14 protein-coding genes are annotated in these 17,561 nt (G+C 66.1%); 10 read left to right on the top strand and 4 right to left on the bottom strand.

Annotation, left to right across the window (positions count from 1 at the left end; all coding sequences use genetic code 11):
* Positions 1 to 256 precede the first annotated feature (256 nt).
* The 3 genes from L3N39_RS06980 to L3N39_RS06990 are packed head-to-tail and all read left to right on the top strand — an operon-like array spanning position 257 to position 3,823.
* Entirely contained in the window at positions 257 to 910 is a 654-nt protein-coding gene (locus L3N39_RS06980; protein ID WP_237256616.1) for a paraquat-inducible protein A, read from the top strand.
* Complete coding sequence (locus L3N39_RS06985; RefSeq protein ID WP_237256618.1) at positions 897 to 1,514, top strand: paraquat-inducible protein A; 618 nt, start codon at positions 897 to 899, stop codon at positions 1,512 to 1,514. The genes L3N39_RS06980 and L3N39_RS06985 overlap by 14 nt, the downstream gene beginning before the upstream one ends.
* On the top strand, positions 1,511 to 3,823 hold the full coding sequence (locus L3N39_RS06990; protein WP_237256620.1) for a PqiB family protein: 2,313 nt from the start codon (positions 1,511 to 1,513) through the stop codon (positions 3,821 to 3,823). The genes L3N39_RS06985 and L3N39_RS06990 overlap by 4 nt, the downstream gene beginning before the upstream one ends.
* Positions 3,824 to 3,908: 85 nt before the next feature.
* Here the strand turns inward: L3N39_RS06990 and mksF are convergent, their stop codons facing one another.
* The 3 genes from mksF to mksB all read right to left on the bottom strand — a co-directional run bounded on the left by mksF (position 3,909) and on the right by mksB (position 8,854).
* The gene (gene mksF / locus L3N39_RS06995) at positions 3,909 to 6,743 is read right to left on the bottom strand and encodes an Mks condensin complex protein MksF (RefSeq protein WP_237256621.1); all 2,835 of its coding nucleotides are present in this window, start codon (positions 6,741 to 6,743) and stop codon (positions 3,909 to 3,911) included.
* On the bottom strand, positions 6,740 to 7,429 hold the full coding sequence (gene mksE / locus L3N39_RS07000; RefSeq protein WP_200593058.1) for an Mks condensin complex protein MksE: 690 nt from the start codon (positions 7,427 to 7,429) through the stop codon (positions 6,740 to 6,742). The genes mksF and mksE overlap by 4 nt, the downstream gene beginning before the upstream one ends.
* A gap of 183 nt (positions 7,430 to 7,612) precedes the next feature.
* Positions 7,613 to 8,854, bottom strand: a complete 1,242-nt coding sequence (gene mksB / locus L3N39_RS07005; RefSeq protein ID WP_162483749.1) for an Mks condensin complex protein MksB — start codon at positions 8,852 to 8,854, stop codon at positions 7,613 to 7,615.
* Positions 8,855 to 9,153: 299 nt separating this feature from the next.
* Here mksB and L3N39_RS07010 point away from each other — a divergent pair, with 299 nt between their 5' ends.
* The 5 genes from L3N39_RS07010 to rimI all read left to right on the top strand — a co-directional run bounded on the left by L3N39_RS07010 (position 9,154) and on the right by rimI (position 14,629).
* Positions 9,154 to 10,251 carry a carboxynorspermidine decarboxylase gene (locus L3N39_RS07010; RefSeq protein WP_237256623.1) on the top strand — a complete coding sequence of 366 codons (1,098 nt, stop codon included), beginning with the start codon at positions 9,154 to 9,156 and terminating at the stop codon, positions 10,249 to 10,251.
* Positions 10,252 to 10,281: 30 nt separating this feature from the next.
* Positions 10,282 to 11,520: a saccharopine dehydrogenase family protein gene (locus tag L3N39_RS07015; RefSeq protein WP_043297461.1), complete on the top strand. Its 1,239-nt coding sequence runs from the start codon at positions 10,282 to 10,284 to the stop codon at positions 11,518 to 11,520.
* Positions 11,521 to 11,838: 318 nt separating this feature from the next.
* Positions 11,839 to 13,383 (top strand): 2-isopropylmalate synthase, encoded by a 1,545-nt coding sequence (locus L3N39_RS07020; RefSeq protein WP_237256624.1) that lies wholly within the window; start codon positions 11,839 to 11,841, stop codon positions 13,381 to 13,383.
* Positions 13,380 to 14,180, top strand: coding sequence for an energy transducer TonB (locus tag L3N39_RS07025; RefSeq protein ID WP_237256625.1), 801 nt, complete (start codon positions 13,380 to 13,382; stop codon positions 14,178 to 14,180). The genes L3N39_RS07020 and L3N39_RS07025 overlap by 4 nt, the downstream gene beginning before the upstream one ends.
* On the top strand, positions 14,177 to 14,629 hold the full coding sequence (rimI, locus tag L3N39_RS07030; RefSeq protein WP_237256626.1) for a ribosomal protein S18-alanine N-acetyltransferase: 453 nt from the start codon (positions 14,177 to 14,179) through the stop codon (positions 14,627 to 14,629). Before L3N39_RS07025 ends, rimI begins: the two co-directional genes overlap by 4 nt.
* Here the strand turns inward: rimI and L3N39_RS07035 are convergent, their stop codons facing one another.
* Positions 14,630 to 15,193, bottom strand: a complete 564-nt coding sequence (locus L3N39_RS07035) for a hypothetical protein (RefSeq protein WP_237256627.1) — start codon at positions 15,191 to 15,193, stop codon at positions 14,630 to 14,632.
* Between the two features lie 151 nt (positions 15,194 to 15,344).
* On the opposite strand from L3N39_RS07035, the gene otsB reads away from it, so the two are divergent.
* Positions 15,345 to 16,133, top strand: coding sequence for a trehalose-phosphatase (gene otsB, locus L3N39_RS07040; protein WP_237256628.1), 789 nt, complete (start codon positions 15,345 to 15,347; stop codon positions 16,131 to 16,133).
* Positions 16,130 to 17,530 (top strand): alpha,alpha-trehalose-phosphate synthase (UDP-forming), encoded by a 1,401-nt coding sequence (otsA, locus tag L3N39_RS07045; RefSeq protein WP_237256629.1) that lies wholly within the window; start codon positions 16,130 to 16,132, stop codon positions 17,528 to 17,530. The genes otsB and otsA overlap by 4 nt, the downstream gene beginning before the upstream one ends.
* Positions 17,531 to 17,561: the final 31 nt, after the last annotated feature.

Genomic DNA, 17,561 nt, shown 5'->3' on the forward strand with positions numbered 1-17,561 from the left:
GACGCATCGCCGATGGTAGTGTGGGGCTTCCCCATGTGAGAGTAGGTCATCGTCAAGCACCTATACCAAACCCCCGACCCGCTATAGCGGATCGGGGGTTTGTCTTTTCCGTGCGGTAAGCCCCCATTGATTGGCTGTCACTTGTCGAGCGGGGCGGACTGATATTGCGTCCAGGCGAATCTGGCCCTGCTTCTGGCTAGGTCCCGACTGAGCGATGGTTTACTCTTCACAGCCTCGTAACCCGACTCTGGACAACATGCCGACGAACGACCCCGTCGCCTTGTACAACCTCCCCATCGATCAGCTGGTGGCTTGTCCCGAATGCGACCTGCTGATGCGCAGGGCCGCGGTCAGGCATGGCCAGGTGGCCGAATGTCCGCGCTGTGGCTATGAGCTGTTCCGCCTGCGACACGCGGTGGTGCGACCGGGGCTGGCGCTGGTGCTGACTGCGCTGTTGCTCTACTTTCCAGCGAATTTCCTGCCGATCATGCGCTTGAGCCTTTTGGGCAGATCGTCCTCGGATACGATCTGGTCGGGCGTCCTCGGGCTCTTCCAAACCGGCATGCAGGGCATCGCCGTGCTGGTCTTTCTCTGCAGCATGGCTGTTCCCTTGCTTAAACTGCTCTGCCAACTGGTGGTGCTCACGAGCATGGCGACCGGCCGTGGCCGCGCGCTGGGCATGCTGCTTTATCGTGCCTACCACCACCTGCGCGAGTGGGGGATGCTCGAGGTGTATCTGCTCGGGATCCTCGTGGCGATGATCAAGCTGCGGGACATGGCCGAGCTCAGCATCGGCGTCGGCCTGGGCTGCTTCATCGCCTTGCTGCTGGTCCAGGTATGGCTGGAACTGGTGATGTCGCCGCAGCAAGTCTGGCAGGCCTTGGCGGGGGACGCGGATGCGCGCGGCTGATCTGGGCCTGATGGTCTGCCTGGAGTGTCACCAGCTGAACGCCAGGTTGCCCGGTGAGCGAAGGCAGCGCTGTACGCGTTGTGGCGCTCGTATTCACCTGCGACGGCCCAACAGCATCGCGCGTACCTGGGCCCTGCTGGTGACCGCCGCACTGCTCTACCTGCCGGCCAACCTGTTGCCGATCATGACCGTCAGCACCTTCGGTAGCGGTACGCCGGATACCATCATGTCCGGCGTCGTGACGCTCGCCAAGCATGGCATGCTGCCTATCGCTGCGGTGGTGTTCGTAGCGAGCATCCTGGTGCCGACCTTCAAGCTGGTCGGAATCGCGCTGCTGCTGGTATCGGTCCAGCGCCGCCAGAAGCTCTCCGCGCACCAGCGGGTCCTGCTGTTTCGCTTCATCGAATGGATCGGTCGCTGGTCCATGCTGGACATCTTCGTCATCGCCATTCTCGTGGCCATCGTCAATTTCGGCAGCCTGGCGCGTGTCGAGGCCGGGCTTGGTGCGGTCGCCTTCGCCAGCGTGGTCATCCTGACGATGCTTGCGGCCATCAGCTTCGATCCACGCCTTATCTGGGATTCCTATTCGGAAGAGGACTCATGACTGAACTTCCCCACACCAGTGTGAGGCCGGCTTCGAGCTGGTCCGCCATCTGGGTGCTGCCGATCATCGCCCTGCTGATCGGTGGCTGGCTCGCATGGCAGGCCTATGCCCAGCGAGGCGTATCGATCCAGATCGTCTTCGACAGTGCCGAGGGAATCGAGGTCGGCAAGACCCACGTCACGCACAAGGGCATGACGATCGGCACGGTGCGCGGGCTCAGCCTCGAGCAGGACGGCCCTCAGCAGCACGTCGTCGCCGAGGTGGAGATGAACAAGGAGGTCGCCGACTACCTGCGCAGTGGCACGCGCTTCTGGCTGGTCCGCCCAAGCGTGACGCTGGCGGGTATCACCGGCCTGGAAACCCTGGTCTCGGGGAACTACATCGGCATCAGCCCGGCAGAGGGCGAGCCGGCTCGCCGGTTCATCGCCTTGACCGAGGAGCCGCCAATCCCGGAAGGGCGCGCTGGCTTGCACATCACCCTCAAGGCCGAGCGGCTTGGTTCGCTCAACCGCGGAAGCCCGGTTTTCTACCGGCAAATCCAGGTGGGCGAGGTGAAGAACTACGTGCTTGCCGAGGACAACGCGACGGTGGAGGTGCAGCTGTTCATCCAGCCGGAATTCGCTCATCTGGTGCGCAAGCACACGCGCTTCTGGAACGCCAGCGGTGTCACCGTCGACGCTGGCCTCACGGGGGTGAAGTTCCGCACCGAATCGCTGGCCAGCATCGTGGCGGGCGGTATCGCCTTTGCCACGCCGGAGCACCGCAAGGACAGTCCGCCTACCGATCCGAAGTTGCCGTTCCGCCTGTACGAGGATTTCGATGCGGCGCAGGCGGGGATCAAGGCGACGCTGACCCTCACCGATTTCGAAGGGCTGCAGGCCGGGCGCACGCCGCTGATCTACAAGGGCATGCAGGTCGGGATGCTCAAGGAGCTGGCGGTGGAGCCGGATCTTTCCCGGGCCGAGGCGACGCTGACGGTCGATCCGCTGATGGAGGACTATCTGGTCGAGGACACCGAGTTCTGGGTGGTCAAGCCATCCATCTCGCTGGCCGGCATCACCGGCCTGGAAGCGCTGGTGAAGGGCAACTACATTGCCGTGCGTCCCGGCGAGAAGGGTGGCGCGGTCAAGCGCAAGTTCGTCGCCCGGGCCAAGGCACCGCCGGTGGATATCCGTGCGCCGGGCCTGCACCTGGTGCTGACCAGCGAACAGCTCGGCTCGCTGGATGTCGGCAGTCCCGTGCTCTACCGGCAGGTGAAGGTTGGTTCGGTGCAGAGCTATCAATTCTCGCGCGACCGGCGGAAGGTCGTCATTGGCGTGCATATCGAGCAGCCCTATGCCGAGCTGGTCAATGCCTCGACCCGCTTCTGGAACGCCAGCGGTATCACCGTCAACGGCGGGCTTGCCGGCGTCGAGGTGCGTAGCGAGTCCCTGCAGAGCCTGCTGGCCGGCGGCATCGCCTTCGATACGCCCGATCCCGAGGCGCCGCTTTCGCGGCAGGTGCCGCAGTTCGTCCTGCACGATGACCGCGAGACGGCGCTGGCACGTGGCGAGGAGATCGAGATCCGCCTTGCCCGCGGCGATGGGCTGGCGGCCGGTACGCCGGTTCGCTACAAGGGCCTGGACGTCGGCAAGGTCCGCACGGTGTCGCTCAGCGACGACCTGGATGGCGTGGTGGTCAAGGCGCGCATCACTACCGGCGCACAGCGGATCGCCCGAGCGGGCAGCCAGTTCTGGGTGGTCCGACCGGAGCTTGGCCTGGTACGGACGGCGAACCTGGAGACGCTGGTTACCGGACCTTACCTGGAAGTCGAACCGGGCAACGCCGCTGCCGCCCGGCAGACGCGCTTCGCCGCGCTGGAGCACCAGCCTCGCGCGGCGGCGCCTGCGGGCCTGGCGCTCACGCTCAGCGCATCGCGGCTGGGCTCCATCCAGCCGGGCAACGCCGTGACCTATCGCGAGGTGAAGGTGGGCGAGGTGATCGATTATGCGCTGGGGCCGACCGCCGATCGCGTGCTGATCAAGGTGCTCATCGAGCCGCGCTATGCGCCGCTCGTGCACAGCGGCAGTCGCTTCTGGGAGACCAGCGGCTTCGGCGTGGATTTCAGCCTGTTCAAGGGCGCCAGCCTGCGCACCGACTCGCTGGAGTCGCTGCTCGAGGGCGGCGTCGCCTTCGCCACGCCGGAGGGCGAGCTGATGGGCAATCGCGCGCTGCCGGGACAGACCTTCGCGCTGTTCAAGGAGCCGCAGGACGAGTGGTTCGGCTGGGCACCGAAGATCGAACTGGGGCGAGCGGCCGGAGACAAGTGACGGTCGACCGGGCGTCACTGTGGGCTGAAGCCCGCCCTACGCACGCATGAAAGGCCCCTCGGGGCCCTTTTTTCGTTGCGGAAGGTCAGGCCGGTTCTTCGGTCCGTTGGGCTGAAGCAGTGGTCTGGCTGGCGACCGGTTCGCGGCGGCTGATGTATTTCCAGTCCGCCTCGTCGATGTAGATGCCGGCCGGCCCGCTGCCGCCCTCAAGGTCGATGGCGACATGGGCCGAGACCTGCGGCTTCACCGATGCAAGGATCGGCACGAAGCCCAGCTGCAGGCTGGTTTCGATCAGCGCCTGCTGGTTGCGCTCGTCGATGTCCGCCGCCTCGTCGAGGTAGTAGGGCAGGCGGATGCGCCCGGCCTGCTCGCGGTCCATCAGGTGCAGCAACAGGTACATGTTGGTCAGCGCCTTGATGGTCATGGTGGTGCCGTTGGACGCCGCACCGTCGATGTCGGTATGAATCACCGGCTGGCCGCCGACCTTGGTGATCTCGAACGCCAGCTCGAACAGGTCCTTCAGGCCTAGCTGGTTGTTGTTCGCCGCCACCAGCCGCGCCAGGTACTCCTTGGCTTCCTCGTTCTTCGCGTCCTGTTCGGCGGACTGGGACAGATCGAACACCGACAGCGTCTCGCCTTCCTCGTACTGCCCAGCGCTGTGGATGATCTGGTCGATGTGCTTGAGCGCATCCTTGTTCGGCGCCAGCACGATGCGGAAGCTCGCCAGGTTGGACACCTGGCGCTTGTTGATCTCGCGGTTGAACAGCGCCAGCTGGTGTTCCAGGCTCTCGTAGTCGCTGCGGATGTTGCGCAGCGTCCGGGCGATGTCGGTAACCGCAGCACGGCGGGCCTTGGCCAGGGTCAGCGCCTCGTCCTGACGGTGGGCGTAGGCGTTGACCAAGAGCTGCAGGCGACGCTCGGGATCTTCCTCGCTGTCGAACTTGGCCACGCCCTTCAGGCGCACCTGGGCATACAGCGCCTCGATCTGACCGTCGACGCGCTGCAGCGCCTGCCAGCTGTCCTGGTAGTCGTTGAGCAGCGGCAGCAGGTTGTCCAGCGAGTCGTCCACCGGGTCCATGTAAGGCGTACCAAACGGCAGATCCGCCGGTAGCAGCTGGCGACGCCGTAGGGCGTCTTCCAGCGTCCGCTCCTTGGCTTCCAGATCCGCCAGCTGACGGCCGACCAGCTGCAGCTTGGCGGACAGGTGCTGCACGCGCTCGGCAAAGGCGTCACTGGTGCGCTTGAGTTCTTCCTGGGCGGCCTCGGCCTGGGCCAGCTGTTCCAGCTTCGCCGGCTCCTCGGCGGCCAGGGTCTGGCTGCGGCGGAAGTCTTCCAGCGCTTTCTGTGCATCCAGCACGGCCTGGTACAGCGCCTCGGCCTGGGCCTTGCTCGCCGCGCGGTCGACGGCCACCGCATGCTGGGTCTTGAGCTGCTTGAGCTCGCGCTCCAGGCGATCCTTCTGGTCGCGCAGGGCGGCACGGTCGGCCAGGGCCTGCAGCGCCGGTGGCTCGATATGCGAGAGGTCGATGGACAGGCCCGGCACCGAGAAGGTGTCGCCCTTAAAACGATCCAGCACCGCTTCCACGGCCTTGACCCAGTCGTCGCCCTCGGCGCTGATGCCTTTCTCACCCAGCGGCAGGCTGAACAGCTGGCCGTTGAACAGGCGCATCAGGCGATCCACATCGGCCTGGGAGAACTCCTCGCGCAAACGCGAGTAGCTGTTGTTGTCGGCATGGTCGAGCTGTTGCCGGACCGACTTCAGGCGTTTTTCCAGATCACGCAGGCGCTCGTCCAGGTCCTCGCTGGAGAACTGACGGGACTGCGCCAGCGCACCGGCCAACTCGTCGTGGGCGTCCTTGGCGGCGAGCAGCTGCTGCTCCAGCACATGGGCGTCCTCGACCAGGGCAAAGCGGTTCTTCAGCACCGCCAGCTCGCCCAGCCAGCGCTGGATTTCGCTGATCTCGCGCTCCAGACGCATCAGTTCGCCAGTCGAACCGCGCTGTTCGTTCTGCAGGCCGTCCTGCTCGCGGCGGTAGTGCTCGGCCTGGATCACCAGCTCTTCCTTGCGCGCATCGGCGTAGTCGTGCCAGGTACCGAGCAGGTTGTCGAGTAGCGGCGACAGGCGATGCAGCTTGCCGCGCAGCAGCTCGCGCTGGGCGACACCAGCGGCCAGCGCCTCGACCAGCGGGCCGGCGGCGACCAGTGCCTGGTAGTCCTGCTCCATGCGGCGCACGTCGCGGAAGGCTTCTTCGGTGGCGGCGATATAGTCGACGCTGCCTGAGCGCAGGCTGTGCTCGAAGGCATCGAGGAACAGCTGCTTCAGTTTGGCAGCCGTGATTTCCCGCATATGCAGCAGGTTGATGAACAGTGCGCGGAAGGTCTTCAGGCTCTGCTCGCTGGTCGAGCGCAGCGGGATCAGCGTCATGTCCAGCGGGATCGAGGTATGCCCGCCGACCAGTAGCCGGCGCAGCTCATCCGGCTTGGCCTCGTAGGCCTTGATGCCGGCGCGTTCGAGGTTGGCGAACAGCTCGCGCTGGCGCAGGCAGGTGCCGTTCTGCTGGTAATGGTCGAGGTCCAGCGAGCCCTGGTAGACGAAGAACTGATGACCGAAGCCGCCGCCTGGCCCGCGGCCGGCCACGCCGATCACATGCGGGCCGTGGGGCAGCATGACTTCGACGAGGATGTAGCTGGTGTCCGAGGCGAAGTAGAACTTGCGCGACTGCTCGAGGCTGTACTTGCCGAAGCTCATGTCCGACATGCGCGCCAGGATCGGGAACTGCAGCGCGTTGATCGACGCGGACTTGCCGAGGTTGTTGGCGCCGTAGACCGACAGCGGGTTTTCCAGCGGAAAGATGCCGAGGCTGTAGCCGGCGGTGTTCAGCAGGGCGAAGCGGCGGATGCCGTAGCGTTCCTGGCTCATGCTTCAAGCTCCTTTTCTTCGGCGATGGCGCGCGCCAAGGCTTCTTCTTCCGATTCTTCGGCTGCTTCCTCGATGAGGATGATGTCGTCTTCGCCCTCGTCCTCGGCGATCAGCTCCGGGGCGGGCAGCGGCAGGTCGCTGCTGTGCAGGCTGGCGGCGAGATCGCGGTCCTGCTGCACCGACAGGCAGACGTCGAGGAAACGGTGCATCGGCGGCAGGAAGCGGTAGACGCCGTTGCTGTCCTCGGCGAAGCCCAGCTGCGTCAGGCGGCGGATGACCTTCTCTTCCAGTTCTTCCCCGGTGGTGACTTCGGCCTGCAGGAACAGGTCGCGGTACTTGTCCAGCAACGCCGGCAGTTCATCGCGACCGAGGCTGCCACCGTCGAGCACCGCCAGCGGGTCGCGGCCCTGGTCGGCCAGGTGCTCGACGAGGATGAAGGTGAACAGCGCCAGGCGCTGGGCGGTCTTGTTCACCTGCGCGCCCATCTGCTCCGGGACGAAGTAGTAGAAGCCGCGCGGATCGCAGACCAGCTCGAAGCCGAGCGCCTTGAACAGTGCGCGGTACTGGTCCTGCATGTTCGACAGCTGCGCGTATGGCTCCGGCTCGCTGCGCGACAGGTGATAGCCCTTGAACAGCTCGCGGAAGATCGGCGCCAGCTGGGTCATTTCCTTGAGGTCGATGTTCATCAATATGGCTCTGTCGTAGCGTGGAAAACGGCGAAGCCTTTTCCACTGGTAAGTTTGGCGTTGGCAAAGGTGGACAAGCTGCGCGTTGTCCACCCTACGGCGGGTTTCGCGAGAGGGGAGGGCGTAGGGTGGAAAACGGCGAAGCCTTTTCCACCGGACGATCCCTCCGGCCGCTCGAATAGCTCAATCATTGGCATTGGCCACCAGCGCAAAGGAGCTGAGGCTGACGCGGTGTTCGCGGGTCAGGTACTCGCGACGTTCCAGGCGATCGCGCTGGAAGCGGCTGTCGCGGGACAGGCGCGAGAACCAGTAGAGCAGCTCGTCGGTGGCGCCCTCGGGTTCCTGCTCCAGCAGCCAGGCCATCAGGTCCGGCAGCGGCAGCGCCTGCTGGCAGCGCTCGACCATTTCGCGGGCGGTACGCGGTGCGCGCGGCTGCTCGCCCTTGCGCTTGCCGCTGGCCCGCGGGAACTGCGCCGGCTTCGGCTCGAAGCGGGCCAGGGCGTAGACGTAGGCCTCGACCTGGCTGGCGGTGCCGAGAAAGGTGCTCTGAGGACGGGTGAACAGCGGCAGCGAGGCCTGCGGTACGGCGTCCAGGCCCTTCTTGCGGATCGCCGACAGCGCCAGTGCCGCGCCGCGGGTCACGGCGTTGTGCCGACGCGCTTCCTCGCGCAGCGGCAACAGCAGTTCGCGGGCCTTGCGCAGGGTCAGCTGGGCGGTGGTCTGCATTTCCAGGATGCGTGCATGGGTGCGCAGCAGGAGGTCGTCATCCACCAGCTGGCCGAGGCGCTGCTGTTCGCCGAGCAGCTTCATCAGCACCTGCTCGACGCGATGAACGCCCTGCTCAAAGGCGCCGTCGGCGGAAACCAGCTGGATCATTGGCTCGACGTACTCGTCCCAGGTCGCCAGCACCTCGGCATAGCGCTGGCGCAGCGGGATCTGGCGGTCGCTGGTCTTGGCCCGGTCGGCCACGGCGACCAGGGCCTGTTCGTCATTGTCGAGCTTCTTCAGTACATCGCGTACGCGCATGTCCAGCAGGCGCAGCTGGCGCGCGAGGTCGTTGCCGTCGCGAATCTCGAAGGCATCGAGGATATGCCCGGCCAGACGCTCCAGATGGCGCAGGTAGGCTTCGATCTCCAGGCACAGGCCGAGGCGGTGCTCGCGGCGCAGGTAGGCGAGGAAGTCGTGGATCTGCGCGTTCAGCTCGAAGCGGTTGGGGCTCTTGGCCACCGGCACCAGGATGTCCAGGCGGATCCACTGGTCGAGCAGGGCGGTGATGTCGGTGGGCGTGCCTTCGGGCAGCTGTGCGGCGAGCTGATGGCGCAACTCCACCAGGCTCAGGGTGCCGGCGTCGAAACGCTCGCACAGCGGCTCGAGCAACGTCCAGTGTTCGGCGAGGGCACGCAGTACGCGCTTGGGTTCGATCATCGTGGCGCCAGTCCCGGTGAAAAGGCGCGAATTGTACTGCATTGGTGCTGAAGTGAAGGCGCCCCGGACGATCGGACGCGCCGCCGGCCGCCTGGCACGGGCGTTGGCCGAGCCGGTCACCCGATCGTCATGGTGGCCGGGTTAGCCTGCCGGGGCGCCCGGCGAACGGCCCCGGACATCGAAATGGCAACGAAGTGTCGAAATGCTATTTCGATATGCGTCGGTTCCCGGCACAATTCGCCCTTTTTGCAATTGGGGAGCTGCCGGCTTCCGCCGGACGAACCGCCTGGGGCACCGACATGATCAAGACGCCGTACTACCTCATCGACAAACAGAAGCTGCTGGTCAACCTGGAGAAGATCGCCTACGTGCGCGAGCACTCCGGGGCCAAGGCGCTGCTGGCGCTGAAATGCTTCGCCACCTGGTCGGTGTTCGATCTGATGCAGCAGTACATGGACGGCACCACCTCGTCGTCGCTGTACGAGCTCAAGCTCGGCCGGCAGAAGTTCGCGGGCGAGACCCATGCCTACAGCGTGGCCTGGGCGGACGACGAGATCGGCGAGATGGTCGCCAACTGCGACAAGATCATCTTCAACTCCATCGGCCAGCTCGAGCGTTTCGCCGAGGCGACCGAGGGCACCATCCGCGGCCTGCGCGTCAACCCGCAGGTGAGCAGCTCGGACTACCTGCTGGCCGACCCGGCGCGGCCGTTCAGTCGCCTGGGCGAGCACGATCCGGCAAAGATCGAGGCGGTGATCGGCAAGATCAGCGGCTTCATGTTCCACAACAACTGCGAGAACGCGAGCTTCGAGCTGTTCGACCAGATGCTGAGCACCATCGAGGAGCGCTTCGGCCATCTGCTCGAGCAGGTCGAGTGGGTCAGCCTTGGCGGCGGCATCCATTTCACCGGCGAAGGCTATCCGCTGGATGCCTTCTGCGCGCGGCTCAAGGCCTTCTCGGAAAGGTTCGGCGTGCAGGTCTACCTGGAGCCCGGCGAAGCGGCGATCACCCTGAGCGCCTCGCTGGAAGTGACGGTGCTCGACACCCTGTACAACGGCAAGAATCTCGCGGTGGTCGACAGCTCGATCGAGGCGCACATGCTCGACCTGCTGATCTACCGCCTCAACGCCAAGATGGCGCCCTCAGGCGGCGAGCACAGCTGGATGGTGTGCGGCAAGTCCTGCCTGGCCGGCGACATCTTCGGCGAATACCAATTCGATCGTCCGCTGGCCATCGGCGATCGGCTGTCGTTCATCGATGCGGCAGGCTACACCATGGTCAAGAAGAACTGGTTCAACGGCCTGAAAATGCCGTCCATCGTGGTGAAGCAGCTCGACGGCAGCGTCGAGCTGGTTCGTGAGTTCACTTTCGACGACTACCTGTCCAGCCTTTCCTGAGGCCGGACAGCTTAAGGAGCGATTCGCAAATTGAAGAAAAACGTTCTTATCATTGGTGCAGGAGGTGTCGCCAAGGTGGTGGCCCATAAGTGCGCGCAGCACAACGACGAACTCGGTCGTATTGCTATCGCGTCGCGCAACATCTCCAAATGCCAGGCCATCATCGACAGCGTGCAAGCCAAGGGCGGGCTGAAGCAGCCCGGCGAAATCAAGGCCTATGCGCTGGACGCCATGGACGTGGAAGCGACCAAGGCACTGATTCGTGAAACCGAATCGCAGATCGTCATCAATGTCGGCTCTGCCTTCCTCAACATGTCCGTGCTGCGCGCTTGCATCGACACCGGCGCCGCGTATCTCGATACCGCGATCCACGAAGAGCCGGGCAAGATCTGCGAAACGCCGCCGTGGTATGGCAACTACGAGTGGAAGCACCTGGCCGAATGCCAGGAAAAGGGCATCACCGCCATCCTCGGAACCGGCTTCGACCCGGGCGTGGTCAACGCCTATGCCGCCCTCGCGCAGCAGGAATACTTCGACAAGATCGAGTCGATCGACATCCTCGACGTCAACGCCGGTTCCCACGGCAAGTATTTCGCCACCAATTTCGACCCGGAAATCAATTTCCGCGAATTCACCGGTCAGGTTTACAGCTGGCAGAACAGCCAGTGGACGACCAACCGCATGTTCGAGGTCAAACGCACCGACGACCTGCCGGTCGTGGGTGAACAGAGCCTCTACCTGACCGGTCATGACGAGGTGCACTCGCTCTCCAAGCACCTCGACGTGCCGAACATCCGCTTCTGGATGAGCTTCGGCGAGCATTACATCAACGTCTTCACCGTGCTGAAGAACCTCGGCCTGCTCTCCGAGCAGCCGGTGCGCACCGCCGAAGGCCTGGAAGTGGTCCCGCTCAAGGTGGTCAAGGCCGTATTGCCTGATCCCGCCTCGCTGGCGCCGGGCTACACCGGCAAGACCTGCATCGGCGACCTGGTCAAGGGCACCAAGGATGGCCAGCCGCGCGAGCTGTTCATCTACAACGTGGCCGACCATGAAGAGGCCTACGCCGAGACCGACAGCCAGGGCATTTCCTACACCGCCGGCGTGCCGCCGGTCGCCGCCGCGCTGCTGATCGCCCGTGGCGAGTGGGATGCCAAGCGCATGGTCAACGTCGAAGAACTGCCGGCACAGCCGTTCCTCAAGCTGCTCGATGTCATGGGCCTGCCGACCCGGATCAAAGACGAGCGCGGCGACCGCCCCTGGGATCAGTAACCCAGCGACGAGCTGCACGTGAGAACGAAAGGCCCCGCTGCTCTGTTAGCGGGGCCTTTTACTTTGTCCGCTGCGCGGCGGTGGATGTAAAAAGCGACATCCACCCTACGGCCAACGTGGGCGTTCGTAGGGTGGAAAACGCCGAAGGCTTTTCCACCGAGGGGGAACGCTGGTGGAAAACGCTTCGCGGTTTTCCACCCTACGCGACGACAACCCAAGCCAAACGCAGCTGCGCCTTCCCGCCCCGTCCATTTCACGCGACAATCCGTCCACTCAGGCGCCCCATGAGAGGCGCCCGGCAGCCGTGAGGAACCCCCTATGAGCAGCAACGATCGCGTCATCATCTTCGACACCACCCTGCGCGACGGCGAGCAGAGCCCCGGCGCGTCCATGACCGGTGAGGAAAAGCTGCGCATCGCCCGCGCGCTGGAGCGGCTGAAGGTAGACGTGATCGAGGCGGGCTTCGCCATCGCCAGCCCCGGTGACTTCGCCGCGGTGAAGCTGGTCGCCGACAACATCAAGGACAGCACCGTGTGCAGCCTGGCGCGCGCCGTCGATGCCGATATCGAACGCGCCGCCGAAGCGCTGGCCGGCGCCAACTCCGGGCGCATCCACACCTTTATCGCCACCAGCCCGATCCACATGCAGTACAAGCTGCGCATGCAGCCGGACCAGGTGGTCGAGCAGGCGGTGCGCGCCGTGAAGAAGGCGCGCAGCCTGTGCGCCGACGTGGAGTTTTCCTGCGAGGATGCCGGGCGTTCGGAGATCGATTTCCTCTGCCGCATCATCGAGGCCGCGATCGACGCCGGCGCGCGCACCATCAATATCCCGGACACCGTCGGCTATGCGATTCCGCACCAGTACGCCGACACCATCCGCCAGCTGCTCGAGCGCATCCCCAATGCCGACAAGGCCGTGTTCTCCGTGCACTGCCATAACGACCTGGGTCTGGCCGTGGCCAACTCCCTCGCGGCAGTGGTGGCCGGTGCGCGGCAGGTGGAATGCACCATCAACGGCCTCGGCGAGCGTGCCGGCAACGCCGCGCTGGAAGAGATCGTCATGGCGATCAAGACCCGCCAGGACCTGCTCGGCGTGCATACCCGCATCGAGACCGAACACATCCTCGCCGCCTCGCGCCTGGTCTCGGGCATCACCGGCTTTCCGGTGCAGCCGAACAAGGCCATCGTCGGCGCCAACGCCTTCGCCCACGAGTCGGGCATCCACCAGGACGGCGTGCTCAAGCACCGCGAGACCTACGAGATCATGTCCGCCCAGTCGGTCGGCTGGAACGCCAACAAGATGGTCATGGGCAAGCACTCCGGCCGCGCCGCGTTCCGTTCGCGCCTGGAGGAGCTGGGCATCGTGCTGGAAGGCGACGAGCTGAACGCCGCCTTTGCCCGCTTCAAGGAGCTGGCCGACAAGAAACACGAGATTTTCGACGAAGACCTGCAGGCGCTGGTCTCCGACACCCTCGCCGACGAGGCACCCGAGCACTTCAAGCTGGCCAGCCTGGAGGTGACCAGCAGGACCGGCACCACGCCCGAAGCGAAGCTGGTGCTCAGCGTCGATGGCGCGGAGCGCCGCGCCGAGGCTCAGGGTTCCGGCCCGGTGGACGCGACCTTCAAGGCCATCGAGACGGTCGCCAATTCCGGTGCCACGCTGCAGCTTTACTCGGTCAACGCCATCACCCAGGGCACCGATTCCCAGGGCGAGGTGACCGTGCGGCTGGAGAAGGGCGGGCGCATCGTCAACGGCAACGGCGCCGACACGGACATCGTCGTCGCCTCGGCCAAGGCCTACCTCAACGCGCTGAACCTGATGCAGGTCGGCGCCAAGGCGCATCCGCAGGTGGAAGGCGTTTGATCAGCGAAACCCGGCGTCGGGCCTACCTCGACGCCATGCAGGTGGCCAGCTGGCTGCCGCGTACGGAACTGCCGTTCGCCGCGCCCTCGCGGTTGCACCTGCTCGAGCCCCTGGCGCCCGCCGACCCGGTGGCGCTACCGGCGCCGACGCCAGCTGTCGTCTCAGCTTCCGTCGCCGAGCCGGCGGGTGCTGCGCAGGCCGCGACGGCGGCACGTCCGCGTGTGCACCTGCCCGAGCCGGCCAAGGCCGAGCCAGTCGAAGAGCCCAGCGTCGCCGCTGCGCCGGTGCAGCCGAGCGAGCCGCCGCCGCGCTTCGCCCTGCAGTTGCTGCGTGCCGGCAGCGTGCTGCTGCTGGTGGAGCTGCCGACGGGCGAACCCTTCCAGAGCCGCGACCCGGCCTACATCCTGCTCAAGGACATCCTGCGCGCGGCCCGGCTGCCGGACAGCCCGCAGCAGGTCGGCGATGGCGAGCCGATCCGCTGGCCGTTGCTGCACAAGGGCAGTCTCGACCAGGGCGCCGAGGCTGCGCGCGACTATGTGCAGGGCGTGCTGATGGTCGAACTCGAGCAGATGGGTTGCGATTGCATCTGGCTGGTCGGCCGCCCGGCGCTGCGCTACGCCGGCGAGGCGGACGAGCAGGCGCTGTGCCGCGAGCTGGCCATCGAGGGCATCGGCCAGGCGCTGGCGCTGCCGGGGCTGGAACAGTTGATGGAGGACCCGGCGAGCAAGGCGCAGCTCTGGCGCGCGCTGCGCCGTAGCATGTCGCGCTGGAGCATAGGGGCTGAGTCGTCTCGATGAGTGAAGCTGTTACCTTCCGCCCGATGACCGAGGCGGATCTCGATGCCGTGCTGAAGATCGAATACGCCGCCTTCAGCCACCCCTGGACGCGCGGCATCTTTACCGATGCGCTGAGCGCCTACGAATGCTGGGTGATGTTCGAGGGCCAGCAGCAGGTCGGCCACGGGGTGATCAACGTCATCCTCGACGAGGCGCACCTGCTCAATATCACCGTCAAGCCGCAGAGCCAGGGCCGCGGGCTGGGCCTGCGCCTGCTTGAGCACCTGATGCAACGCGCCGGCGAGCGCGGTGGCCGCGAATGCTTCCTCGAGGTGCGCGAGAGCAACGTGGCGGCCTACCGGCTCTACGAGCGCTACGGCTTCAACGAGGTCGGCCGCCGCCGCGGCTACTACCCCTCGGCCGACGGTCGCGAGGATGCGCTGGTGATGGCCTGCACGCTGCTGGATTGATTACGCCCCGGGGCGCTTGTCGCGGCCCGAGTCCAGCGGCGCGTCGCCCTCCAGTTCGTCGTCCGACAGCACCTCGGTATCTTCCTCCAGCACGCTGTCGTCGCTCTGCAGCACGGCGCTGCCGCCGCTGAGCCCGGTGTCGGCGTCGCCGTCGGCCGGGCCGTCCCAGGGCTTGCCATCCAGCGGGTCGTAGCGACCCTGCTCGGCCTCGTCCAGGTTCACGTCCGCACCGATGCGGTGCTCGGAGACCACGCTCAGGTCGCGGTCGGCCGGCCCGGCCGGGCCACGCTCGGCGGGCGAGCGTGCGCCGTCGTCGGGAATCAGGGTTTCCGGGGCAAGGTCGTCGAGGGTGGTGTCCCCGTCGGGGACCTCGCCCGCAGTCATGCCGGCCTCGGCCACGCGCTCAGGCGGGTAGAGGGCATCGGCTTCCTCGTCGGGCAGCGGATCGCCGATGCGCCCCTTGCGCTCGTCCTTGCGCGCACTGAAATCCAGCGGCGGCACCGAGCCGATGCGGTCTTCGGTGTCGTCGATCTCGGTCGGCGTATAAGGCTTGCGGTCGCTCATGGAACACCTCCTGCGGGCAGTGGGGTCGTGCAGTTGTGACCGGCCCCGCCGGGTAAGATTCAGGCCTGCCGCCCGGTGGCCGGGCCTGGCCGGGCGGCAGGCTGCGCAATAAGCTCAGAACCACCGGAGGCACACAGGGGTCGTAACATTCATGAACGAATCCTCTTGCGAGCTTGTGCAGCGCGCCGCGCGTTGCGCGTTCTTCTTCGATGTCGATGGCACGCTGGCCGATATCCAGCCCCGCCCCGACGACGTATTCATTCCCCCGCCGATCCTGCTGGCGCTGGCCGACCTGCATCGCCAGGGCGTTCCGGTGGCGGTGATTTCCGGGCGGCCGCTGGCGCAGCTCGACGGCCTGCTGTTTCCCCTGCGCCTGCCGGCCGCCGGCATCCATGGCGCCGAACGGCGAACCGCTGACGGCATCTTCGTGCAGGCCGAGCTGGACCGCGCGCTGCTGGCCGATATCGAGCAGGAGCTGAGCGATGCCTGCGCCGCGCACCCGGGCCTGCGCCTGGAGAACAAGGGCATCGCCTTCGCCTTGCACTTTCGCGAGGCGCCGCAGCTGGAGCCCGTCGCCCAGGCCCTGGCCGACGATTTTGTCGCGCGCTACGGGCATGCCCTGACGCTGCAGCCGGGTAAGTGCGTGTTCGAGCTCAAGCCGCGCGGTGCGAGCAAGGGTGAGGTGATCCGCGCCTTCATGGGCGAGGCACCGTTCCGCGGCCGGCTGCCGGTGTTTATCGGTGACGACCTGACCGACGAAGCCGGTTTCGAGGCCGTCAATGCGCTGGGCGGCGTCTCGGTGAAGGTAGGGCAGGGGCCGACGGTCGCCCGCGAGCGGCTGGCCGACGTGGCCGCGGTGGGCGACTGGCTGCAGCGGCTGGCCGCCACCCTGCCAGGCGCGTCGATCGTTCAACCGGAACAGAAGCGAGAAACTCGATGAGCCGTCTAATTGTGGTTTCCAACCGCGTGGCGCCGATCCGCGCCGGCAAGGTCGCTGCCGGCGGCCTGGCGGTGGGCGTCTACGATGCCTTGCGCCAGTCCGGTGGCATCTGGTTCGGCTGGAGCGGTGATGTCGGCGCCTCCCCCCAGGTACAGAGCGAGACCGTCGGCAACATCACCTACGTCACCCTGGGCCTGACCAAGCGCGACTACGACCAGTATTACCGCGGCTTTTCCAACGCGACCCTGTGGCCGATCTTCCACTACCGCATCGACCTCGCGCGCTACAACCGCGAGGAGTACGACGGCTACCGGCGGGTCAACGCGATGCTCGCCGAGAAGCTCAAGCCGCTGCTCAAGCCCGACGACATCATCTGGATCCACGACTACCACCTGATCCCCTTCGCCGAGGCCTGTCGCCAGCTGGGCATCCGCAACCGCATCGGCTTCTTCCTGCACATCCCGTTTCCGCCGCCGGAAATCCTCACCGTCATCCCGCCGCACAACGAGCTGCTCAAGACGCTCTGCTACTACGACCTCATCGGCTTCCAGACCGAGACCGACCGCCTGGCCTTCCAGGACTACGTCACCCGCGAGGTGCGCGGCGTCATCGAGGCGGACGGCAGCCTGACCGCCTACGGGCAGAACTTTCGCGCCGGCGTCTATCCGATCGGCGTGGTGCCCGACGAGATCGCCCAGCTGGCCGAGGGCTACAAGGGGCGCACCCATCCGATGCGCCGCGCCAGCGACCGCCGCCGGCAGACCATCATCGCGGTCGACCGGCTGGACTATTCCAAGGGGCTGGTCGAGCGCTTCCGGGCCTACGAGAGCTTCCTCGACAACTACCCCGAGCATCGCAACAACGTCGAGTTCCTGCAGATCGCACCGACCTCGCGCTCAGACGTGCGCACCTACCAGCACATCCGCGAGCAGCTGGAAAGCCAGGCCGGGCACCTGAATGGCCGCCTCTCGGACCTCGACTGGACGCCGTTGCACTACCTCAACAAGAGCTACGACCGCCGGGTGCTGATGGGCCTGTTCCGCCAGGCCGACATCGGCTTCGTCACCCCGCTGCGCGACGGCATGAACCTGGTGGCCAAGGAATACGTTGCCGCACAGAACCCTGACGACCCGGGCGTACTGGTGCTGTCGCGCTTCGCCGGCGCGGCGCGCGAGCTGACCTCGGCGCTGATCGTCAACCCGTACGACTGCATCGGCATGGCCGAGGCGCTCGACCGTGCGCTGCGCATGCCACTGGCCGAGCGCCGCGACCGCCACGCGCACATGATGCGGGCCATCCGCGCCGCCGACCTGGACGCCTGGCGCGACAACTTCCTGCGTGACCTGCGTTCCTTTGTCTCACGGCCGAAAGGTAGAGCCCAGGCCGCCGCCAGCTAGCCCTGTGGAGGTACTCCTCCTGCGGGGTCGA

This window comes from Pseudomonas oligotrophica, from assembly GCF_021726475.1.
GTDB classification, from domain to species: Bacteria; Pseudomonadota; Gammaproteobacteria; order Pseudomonadales; family Pseudomonadaceae; genus Stutzerimonas; species Stutzerimonas oligotrophica.